Source organism: Terriglobales bacterium (assembly GCA_035937135.1).
Lineage (GTDB): Bacteria > Acidobacteriota > Terriglobia > Terriglobales > Acidobacteriaceae > DASYVL01.
The window spans coordinates 1-9556 of the sequence record DASYVL010000019.1 but is presented as its reverse complement, the minus strand read 5'-3'; the positions used below and the strand labels follow the sequence as shown (position 1 = coordinate 9556).

General features: G+C 66.7%; 7 protein-coding genes. 5 read left to right on the top strand and 2 right to left on the bottom strand.

Annotation, left to right across the window (positions count from 1 at the left end; all coding sequences use genetic code 11):
* Positions 1 to 298 precede the first annotated feature (298 nt).
* Both VGQ94_00870 and VGQ94_00865 read right to left on the bottom strand, forming a co-directional pair.
* Positions 299 to 2221 (bottom strand): M61 family peptidase, encoded by a 1923-nt coding sequence (locus tag VGQ94_00870; protein HEV2021059.1) that lies wholly within the window; start codon positions 2219 to 2221, stop codon positions 299 to 301.
* A 79-nt stretch (positions 2222 to 2300) separates the two neighbouring features.
* Positions 2301 to 2549: a hypothetical protein gene (locus tag VGQ94_00865; GenBank protein HEV2021058.1), complete on the bottom strand. Its 249-nt coding sequence runs from the start codon at positions 2547 to 2549 to the stop codon at positions 2301 to 2303.
* A gap of 82 nt (positions 2550 to 2631) precedes the next feature.
* On the opposite strand from VGQ94_00865, the gene tmk reads away from it, so the two are divergent.
* The 5 genes from tmk to tatA all read left to right on the top strand — a co-directional run.
* Positions 2632 to 3303, top strand: a complete 672-nt coding sequence (tmk, locus tag VGQ94_00860) for a dTMP kinase (GenBank protein HEV2021057.1) — start codon at positions 2632 to 2634, stop codon at positions 3301 to 3303.
* A 15-nt stretch (positions 3304 to 3318) separates the two neighbouring features.
* Entirely contained in the window at positions 3319 to 4410 is a 1092-nt protein-coding gene (locus tag VGQ94_00855) for a DNA polymerase III subunit (protein HEV2021056.1), read from the top strand.
* The gene (locus VGQ94_00850; GenBank protein ID HEV2021055.1) at positions 4407 to 5828 is read left to right on the top strand and encodes an amidase; all 1422 of its coding nucleotides are present in this window, start codon (positions 4407 to 4409) and stop codon (positions 5826 to 5828) included. Before VGQ94_00855 ends, VGQ94_00850 begins: the two co-directional genes overlap by 4 nt.
* 56 nt (positions 5829 to 5884) lie before the next feature.
* The gene (locus tag VGQ94_00845) at positions 5885 to 9292 is read left to right on the top strand and encodes an FG-GAP-like repeat-containing protein (protein ID HEV2021054.1); all 3408 of its coding nucleotides are present in this window, start codon (positions 5885 to 5887) and stop codon (positions 9290 to 9292) included.
* Positions 9293 to 9388: 96 nt separating this feature from the next.
* Positions 9389 to 9556: twin-arginine translocase TatA/TatE family subunit (gene tatA, locus VGQ94_00840; protein HEV2021053.1), on the top strand; the 168-nt coding region annotated here is incomplete at its 3' end.

Below are 9556 nucleotides of genomic sequence, written 5' to 3'. Positions count from 1 at the left end.
TATGGTGCGCCGGCCTTGCGGCCGAGGTGAATCACCACGCGCAACGCATCCCGCATTACCGTCAGGTCCGCAAAGATGCGTGTCGTCCGAAACAGCGCGTACCGGTTGCGTGTGACTACCTCCACGTTGCCAAAGCCCCTTACGGTGGTCTCGAGTTTCCGGTAGAGATCGGTGAGTGCCGGTGGCCTACCTTTGAGCAAGGTAGCAGCGCTGCCGACCCCGCACGCGTGACGCTGATTGACCTGACGAAAGGTCCGATCGCACCGCGGACATGCCCAACTCATAGAGTTTCTAGACACTAGGGGCCACTCGTCGCGTGCGGCTTGATGATCTCGCTCAGCAGGTCGGGCTTCGAGGCGTCGCGCTCCAGATGGGGATAGCGCTCGCCGCCGTGGTAGTTGATCTCGATGGTCTTGTAGTAGTCGGCGTTCTCCACCAGCAGCCGCAGCGGCTCGGAGCGGCCCTTGGCCGCGCGGATCGCCTCGCGCAAGAGATTGGGGAAGCGGGAATGCGTCCAGCGGTGGCCGTCCACGCCCAAGACCTTCGCCCCCGGCGCCAGGCCGGCCTCGGCCGCCGGAGTTCCCGGGAGGACGTCGAGCACGGCTCCGTCATCGCTCATGCGGAAGCCCAGCGAGTAGCTGACGTCGATGTACTGCTTGGCGCTCCCCCGCGCCTGAAGCTGCCCGGGAAGCGTCTCGTTGTACACCAGCTTCCAGCCGCCGCCCTCGATCCCGCCCAGCGGCGCGCGCGGGCTGGTGGAGTTTAGCCGCGCCGTGAGGAACGTCTTCCAGTCATAGGGCGCCACATCGTTGAGCGTCTTCACCACGTCGTCGAACGTGTACGTCTTGAGCTGGGGCGGGCCGCTCTGCCCGCCGTGGAAGCGGTGGCAAAAGTCGTCGAGCGAGCGCTGGCCGTGAGTGAGCTGCCGGATGGTGACGTCGGCCTCCAGCCAGATGAGGTCGCCTTCGTCGTAGAAATCCACGCCGCGCCGCCAGGACGACCATTCCGACGGCGTGCCGTAGAGGATCTGCGCGGCCACCGCGGTATCGGCCAGCGGACGCCAGGTGCGCCCCGCCCGGTTGTCGAGGTCTGCCGCAACCAGGGCGAGGTCTTCCCGGTACTGCTCCGGCGTCTCCAACCCGCTGCGCGGCGTCAGGATGTCGCCCAGATACTGCGTCAGGCCTTCGTACACCCACAGCAGGTCGGTTTTCATCGGCTGCTGGAAGTCGGGAGTGGAGAGGTCGGCGGGACGGCGGTACTTGCCGTTCCAAGTGTGCACGAACTCGTGTGGCAGCAGGCCTGCGGAAGCCTTGCGCAAGTCTTCGTCCACCAGCGAGCGCTCGCCGATGCGGTCGTCGCTCGACTCATGATGCTCCAGCCCGAAGTGCGCCACGTTGTCGCTGAGCGAGAGCAGGAAGTGATAGTGCCGGTAGTGCCGCGCGCCGAACAGCGCTCCCGTCTCCGCAACCAGTTGGTTATAGGCTTCGCGGGTCTCGGGGGAGATCGCAAGTGCCGCCTCGCTGTCGGCCGCCATGTCGATCTCGTGGCTCGGCGTCTCCCCCGCGGCCAGCGGCACCGCGCGGTAGTGCGCGCCCAGGATCACCGGCGAATCCACCAGCGTGGTCAGCGAGACGGGAGCGAACTCCACTCCCTGCGGCGATTCCTTCGCCGTATCCAGCGCCGTACCGTACTTCCATCCCAGGGGCAGCCGCAGCGTGGCGGAGTAGGTCAGCTCGTCCGAGGTCCAGCCCTTGGGATACAGCAGCACCTGGTTCCAACTGAGGACCGCCATCTGCGCACTGGCCGAGGCGCCGCCGGAGAACATCCCCTGCGAAGGTAGCAGGAAGTCGAGCGTCACCTCGAGCGTCGTGGCGGCCTGCGGCACCTGGACGATGAAGGCGTACATGTCCACCAGGTCGCGACGCCAGGGCAGCGGCTGACCGTTGAACGCAAACTTCACACCCGCCAGATCCGCGATCGGTCCCGTAGGCCCGTGCTCGCCCGGGACCCACTTGGGATAGTAGAGCGTCATCTCGCCCGGAGTCGCTGGGATGAGCAACCGCGCGTGCAGGATGTGGCGCGGCGCCTCGCTCGCGTCCACGGTGATGGTGATGGAGGGTGGCGGCTCGGGCTTCAGCGGATTGCGCGCTGGCATCGCCGGCAACGCCAGCAACAACAGAGCACACAGCGCCAGCACCTTCCACGCTGCAGAGGTCTTCATTTTCATTCTCCGGGTCTTGGACTTGGGGGACCTGAGTGACTTGAACTGCTCTGTGACGGCCGAAGCATCGGCGGGCTGGCTACTTCTTCCGCCCGCTCTTTTTCTCCTCCACCGGTTGCGTTCCCATAACGCTGGCCAGCACCTGGTCAAACGCCTCTTTCTTGGTCATTTCTTTCTTGCCGCCCTTGTTGTGCCGGTAGGTGTGCTCGTAGTTGCAGGTGCGGCAGCGCACCTTCTGCACCTTCTCCCCGGCCAGCGACACCACCGAGTGATCCGTGCTGCGCTTGCAGCGCGAGCAATAGTCGTCAATGTCGTCGCCGAGACGCATGCGAACAAGCGGGCGGAAAATGCGGAGTCTAGCACACTCCGGCCGGGAATCTCGCGCCTTCCGCGGATGGTATGATGGCCCGATGGCGGCCAGGGTGCGCGGCAAGTTCATCACCATCGAGGGCTTGGACGGCTGCGGCAAAAGCACGCAACTGGGCAAGCTGGCGGCAGTGCTGCGCGCCCGGGGCTTCGAAGTCGTCCTCACGCGAGAGCCCGGCGGCACCCCGGCGGGCGAGACCATCCGCGGGTTGCTGCTCGACTCGCGCACCGCCGGTCTGGCGCCCATGGCCGAGCTGGCCCTGATGTTCGCCTCCCGCGCCCAGCACCTGCACGAGGTCATCCTGCCGGCGCTGGCCGCCGGCCACTTCGTCCTTTGCGACCGCTTCACCGATTCCACCGAGGCCTACCAGGGCGGCGGCCGCAAGGTCGGCATCGAACCGGTACACCAGCTCCACCAGATCCTCTGCCACGGCATCCAGCCCGACCTCACGCTGCTGATGGATTCCGAAGTCTCGGCCAGCGTGGCCCGCGCCCACCGCCGCAACACCGCCGCCTCCGGTCCTCATGACGAAAACCGCTTCGAGCAGGAGAGCCGGGCATTCTTCGAGCGCGTGCGTAACGCCTACCTGGCCATCGCCAAGCGAGAGCCGGAGCGGGTGGTCCTGCTGGACGCGCGGCGGCCTGTCGAAACCGTGCATAGCGAGATCGTCGAGGCGGTGTGCACCCGCCTGCTCCGGACCGCAAAGACTGCCTAGCGACCACGGCGAACCATGGGTTTTCAGGATTTCTACGGAAACAGCGAAACGGTGGGCCGGGCGCGGGAGATGCTGGCCGCCGCGCGCTTCCCGCACGCCGTTCTGCTGGCCGGTCCGCGCGGCGCCGGCAAGTACACGCTGGCGCAAATGCTGGCCAAGGCGATGAATTGCCTCGCGCCTCCCTCCGGGGCGCCCGACTTCTGCGGACACTGCGCCAACTGCCTCCGCATCGCCCAAGCCGACGACCTCGACGCGCGCTTCGCCGAAGCCGTCGAGGCCCGCGAAGCCCTGCGCGAGGCCGATCGCAAGGACACACGCCTCTTCGTACAGACCCATTCCGACGTGCTCATCATCCCTCCTGACCCACCGCAGCGCCTGGTCAAGGTCGGCCAGGTGCGCCGCGTCATCGAGACCATCTACTTCCGCCCCGGCGAGGGCCGCGAGCGTGTGTACATCTTCCCGTCCTCCGCCTTCATGAAGGAAGCCGCCAACGCCCTGCTGAAGGTTCTGGAAGAACCGCCGGAGTACGCAACGCTATTCATTCTGACGGAGAACCCGGGGGAGTTGCTGCCGACCATCCGCTCGCGCTGCGTGACGCTTGCGCTGGCGCCGCTGCCTGCATCGGAGCTCGAGGCGCACCTGGCCACCCAGCGCCCGCAGTGGAGCGCCAAACAGCGCGCCCTGGTAGCGCGGCTGGCGGAAGGCGCCGTGGGCCGCGCGCTCGGCTTCGACCTCGCCTCCTACACCCGTGCCCGCGAGGACGCGCTCGCCATCCTGCGCTCCGCCGCCGCCGGTGACGACCACACTCCCCTGTTCCGCGTCACCGGAACCTATCGTGGCGGCGAGGGCAAGGAGAAAACCCAGCAGCTCCTGCGCACTCTCTATTCCCTTTTGGAAGATCTTCTCTTCCTGCGCTCGGGCACGCCCCAGCTCGTCCGCAACACCGACGCGACTGCGGAGCTGACCGCCCTGGCCGCGCGCGTGGATTTCGCGTGGATCGCCGCCGCCGCTCAGGGCCTGAACGAGGTCGAGCGCGGCATGCGGCGCAACCTGCTCCAGTCGCTCTCGCTTGACGCCTTCGCCGTCTCTCTGGAGCCGGCAAAATGAGCGAGTTGACTCGCCTGTCCGCCACGGAGATGGCCGAGCAGGTCCGCCGCAAGCAGGTCTCTCCCGTCGAACTGGTCGAGGCGCATCTGGCGCGGATCGAGCGGCTCAATCCCAAACTGAACGCCTTCGTCTCCCTCGACGCGCAGCGCGCTCTCGAGGCAGCGCGCGCCGCCGAAGTGCAGGTCACGAGCGGCGGTGGATTGGGACCGCTGCACGGCGTCCCCATCAGCATCAAGAGCTCGATCGAAGTTGCCGGGCTTTCCTTCGAAGCGGGGACCAAGCTGCGCGCCGGCTGCAAAGGAGCTGAAGACGCGTCCCTGGTGAAGCGGCTGAAGGCCGCCGGCGCCATCGTGCTGGGCACCACCAACACCCCCGAGATCCTCATGGCCTGGGAGACCGACAACCTGCTCTACGGCCGCACCAACAGTCCCTGGGACCTCACGCGCACTCCAGGCGGCTCGAGCGGCGGCGAGGCCGCGGCCATCGCCTCCGGCTGCTCGGCGGCGGGCGTGGGCTCGGACGGCGGCGGCTCCATCCGCGTGCCCGCGCACTTTAGCGGCATCTGCGGCCTCAAACCCACTCCCGGCCGCATCTCCATCGCCGGTCACTTCCCGCCCAGTGGCGGACCCTTCACGCGGCTCGGCGTGGTCGGCCCCATGGCTCGCACCGTCGCCGACTTGCAGCTCATGTTCCACGCGACCGCCGGGCCGGATCCCGCCGACATCGCCTCTGCTCCCGTGCCCGTGCGCCCGGTGAGTGACGTCGACGCGCGCAAGCTGCGCGTTGGCTTCTTTGAGGACGATGGGCGCACTCCGGTCACGCCGGAGACGCGCGCGACCGTCCAGGCTGCCGCGGAGACTCTGCGCAGCCAGGGATTCGAAGTGGTTCCCTTCCGCCCCGAAGGCTTGGAAAAGGCGCGCCGGCTGTGGTGGACGTTCTTCGGTGTCGCGGGCGGCATGCTGCTGGGGCCGATGTTGGCAGGCCACGAAGCGGAGCTCAGTCCCATGCTCACCGAATTCCGCGGCTGGGTCGCGGCCGAACCTCCGCTCACCGACGGGCAGCTGCTTACCGCCTGGCTGGAGAGCGACCAGGTGCGCGCTCAGATCCTCTCCCAGATGGAGCAGTTCCCCATCCTGCTCTGCCCGGTGTGCGCCGTACCCGCCTTCCGCCACCGAGAGCGCGAGTGGCCGGTGAACGGCACGACGGTGCGCTACCTGGACGCCATGAGCTACTCTGCTTGGTTCAACCTTCTGGGATTCCCCGGCGCCTCCGTCCCGGTGGGACGATCACCGGAGGGCCTGCCTATCGGCGTGCAGATTGTCGGCCGGGCCTGGGAGGAAGAGTCCGTGCTGGCGGTGGCCGCGGCGGTCGAGCGCGAGCACGGCTTCCGGGAACCGCCCATGGAGTGGGCACGATGACCAATCGCGGTCCACGGCGTTCGTTATTTCTGGCGGGTCTCGCCTGTCTGATATTCGTGTCGGCAAGTTCGGCCAAGTCCGGTCCGGCCGTAGTCCCTGCGCGAAAAGCGCCTGCCGAGGCCCCCACCACCAAGGCGGCGCGCCTGCTCAACCTGGGCGTCGCTTACATGAACCAGCAGCGGATGGAGCAAGCGCTGAAGATGTTCGAGCAAGCAGCCGCGCTCGACCCGGCGCTGTTCCCCGCCCGGCTGAACCAGGGCATCGCGCTGCTCAACCTACAGCGCCCGGAGCCGGCAAAGACCATCTTGCTGGAGGCGGTCCACCGCGACCCCAAGAGCGCGCGTGGCTGGTACAACCTGGGCCTGCTCTACCGCAATGTGGGCCAGGCCGAGGAATCCCTCGACGCCTTCCGCAAGGTCGCCGCACTCGATCCCGTCGACCCGGACACGCATTACTTCCTCGCCACTCTTTATCTACAGCAGAAGCAGCACGCTCAGGCGGTCACGGAGTTTGAGCGCACGCTCGAGCTCGCGCCCTTCCACGTCTCGGCGGAGTTCGGCCTGGCGCGCGCCTACCAGCGTCTGGGCGAGGGGGAGAAGTCGCGCCAGCACCTGGCTCGCTTCGAAAAGCTCACCCAGGAAAAGCTCGGCGCGCCCATGAGCCTCATCTACGGCGAGCAGGGGAAGTACTCGCTGGCCGAAGAAGTCGCGGGAGAAGCGGTCGCCGCCGGGCCGGCCATCCGGGTGCGCTTCGTTCCCGCAACCGCTCAGGCGGGGCTGCAAGCCACCCCTGGCGAACGCAAGCCGGTTTCCACCTCCTCAATAGCTCAGGGAGCAGAGTTCGGTCCCGGCGCCTGCTTCCTCGACTACGACGGCGACGGCCGCAGCGACCTGCTGCTGGCCACCGGCAATCCCAACGACGGCCTCAAGCTCTATCGCAATCTCGGCAACGGGCGCTTTCAGGACGTCACCCGCGCCGCCGGACTGCGCGTCTCCGGTCTGGCGCTAGGCTGCGTAGCCGGCGACTATGACAACGACGGCAAGACCGATCTCGCCATCAGCTTCAGCGATCATGTCGCCCTCTTCCGCAACCTGGGCAACGGCCACTTCGCGGAGGTGACCAAGGCGGCAGGCCTGACCACGCATGGTAACCCCCTTGGACTGACCTTTGTGGATTACGACCACGACGGCGACCTCGACCTCTACGTGGCGACGCTCGCCAATGCTCACAACGTTCTCTGGCGCAACAACGGCAACGGCACCTTCACCGACGTCACCGAGGCCACCGGCCTGGGCGGCTCGGGATCCAGCATTGGTGCCGCGATCGCCGACCTCAACCGCGACCGTGCCGTGGACTTGGTGGTGACCGGCGGACGCAAGGCACCCATGGTCTATCTGAATCCGCGCGAGGGAAAATTCGACTCCATCAGCCCGTGGACGGGCGCGCCGCCCGAGGCCACGGCCGGCGTGGTCGTTCTCGACTTCGACAAAGATGGCTGGCCGGACCTGGCCTTCACCCACTGGGGCTCCCCGGGCATCAGTCTGTGGCGCAACATCGAGGGCCGTCGCTTTGAGCGGGTCCCTCTCCCGGACCTGCACTGGACGCGGGCCTGGGGCATCGCTGCTGTGGACTACGACAACGACGGCTGGATCGACCTGGTCGCCGTTGGCGAGAAGGACGGCAAAGGGGAGATCCGTCTGTTGCGCAACCTGGGAGGCAAAGGCTTCGAGGATGTCAGCGAATCCACCGGCTTGACAGCCATCAAGCTCAATCAGCCGCGCGCCGTAATCACCGCCGATTACGACGGTGACGGCGACACCGACCTGCTCATCACCCAGAATGGCGGCCCGCCGGTGCTGCTGCGCAACGATGGCGGCAATCGCAATCACTCGCTGTGCATCGCCCTCAAAGGCCTGGCCGACAATAAGAGCGCCATCGGCACCAAAGTCGAGGTCTTTGCCGGCGCCATGCGACAGCACTGGGAGGTGCAAAGCTCCTCCGGCTACCTGGGGCAGAGCGCACCGGAAATCGTCGCCGGACTCGGCCAGGCGACGGAAGCCGACGTCGTCCGCCTCCTGTGGCCCACCGGCGTGTTACAGGACGAAGTACAGCTCGCCGCCGGCCGCCGCCACGTGATCGAAGAGATCGACCGCAGGGGCAGCTCCTGTCCGACCTTGTTCGTCTGGAACGGCGAGCGCTACGAACTGGTTGCGGACATGATCGGCGCCGGCGTGGTCGGCCACTGGGTCGCGCCCGGCCAGACCAACGACTTCGATCCCACGGAGTACGTGAAGGTCGAGGGCGCGCGCGCCCGGCTGCGCAACGGCCGCCTGAGCTTCCGCTTCATGGAGCCGATGGAAGAGGTCGTCTATCTCGACCAGGTGAAGCTGCTGGCCGTGGACCATCCCGCCGACGCCGATGTCTATCCCAACGAGCGCTTCCTCAGCGCGCCTCCCTTCCCGGACTTCGCCGTCATCACCAGCCGCGGAGCGCGCCCTCCGGCCGGCGCCTGGGACGGCCAGGGCCGTAACGTCTTGCCGCAACTGCTTCACCGCGACCACCAGTACGTCACCGGATTCAAGCCCGCCGGGTTCGCCGGCTTCACCGAATTGCACACGCTCGAGCTCGACCTAGGCGCTCCCTACCAGTCCGGGCCCTTGCGCCTGCTGTTGCACGGCTTCATCGAGTACTTCACCGCCAACTCGATGTACGCGGCCTACCAGGCGGGCATGTCGCCCATCGCGCCTTACGTGGAGGCACAAGATTCGGCCGGCCGCTGGGTGCGCGTAGTGGACGACATGGGATTCCCCGCGGGCCTCGCCCGCACCATGGTCGCCGACCTCTCCGGCCGCCTGCCCGCGGGCACGCGCCGCATCCGCATCGTCACCAATCTCGAGATCTACTGGGACCAGATCCTCATCGACACGACGCAGGAGAAGATTCCCGTCCGCGTGAGCGAAGTACCGCTGGCGCAGGCGCGCCTCGCCTTCCACGGATATCCGCGGGTCATCGAAGGCAAACTGCGCAGCGACTTTACCTATGACTACGAAGACGCCAGCCAGACCGGTCCTTACGCCCGCGCCGCCGGCAACTACACCCGCTATGGTGACGTGCTTCCTCTGCTCACCCAGGCCGAGGACAAGTTCGTCATCTTCGGCTCCGGGGATGAGGTCGCGCTGGAGTTCGACCCCACAACTCTCCCTGCTCCGCCCGCCGGCTGGACGCGCGATTACTTCTTCTTCGCCGACGGCTTCGAGAAGGACATGGACTTCTACGCCTTCCACGGACAGACGGTCGAGCCGCTGCCCTACCACGCCATGGGCCGCTATCCCTATCCCGCGGACCACAGCTATCCCGCCGCCGCGCCCTACGTGGATTACCAGCTCGACTACAACACGCGGGGAGAATCGGGCAAGGCGGTGCGCGGCTTCCGCTTCAGTTACCGGAGAACGCAGGCCAAATAGCCCCAGCGGCTTGGGCTCCAGGTTGCCGCGCTACGCAGAGGAAAGCCTCGGTCTGCTAAAATAGCCACGCGAAGATGAAAACGGTTGGAGGCTCGAATGTTTGGCGGCAAACTAGGCTTTCCTGAACTTTTGGTCCTCTTGGTTATCGCATTGCTGATTTTCGGCCCTAGTAAGCTTGGGCAGGTCGGAAAGGGCCTGGGAGAAGCCATCCGCAACTTTAAGTCAGCGGTGCGGGAAGACGAAAAGAAGGACGAAAAGAAGGAC

What these genes read in the sequence shown, in the direction of transcription:
- VGQ94_00870 (HEV2021059.1), bottom strand. Translation starts at nt 2,221, where the DNA reads ATGAAGACCTCTGCAGCGTGGAAGGTGCTGGCGCTGTGTGCTCTGTTG.
- VGQ94_00865 (HEV2021058.1), bottom strand. Translation starts at nt 2,549, where the DNA reads ATGCGTCTCGGCGACGACATTGACGACTATTGCTCGCGCTGCAAGCGC.
- tmk (HEV2021057.1), top strand. Translation starts at nt 2,632, where the DNA reads ATGGCGGCCAGGGTGCGCGGCAAGTTCATCACCATCGAGGGCTTGGAC.
- VGQ94_00855 (HEV2021056.1), top strand. Translation starts at nt 3,319, where the DNA reads ATGGGTTTTCAGGATTTCTACGGAAACAGCGAAACGGTGGGCCGGGCG.
- VGQ94_00850 (HEV2021055.1), top strand. Translation starts at nt 4,407, where the DNA reads ATGAGCGAGTTGACTCGCCTGTCCGCCACGGAGATGGCCGAGCAGGTC.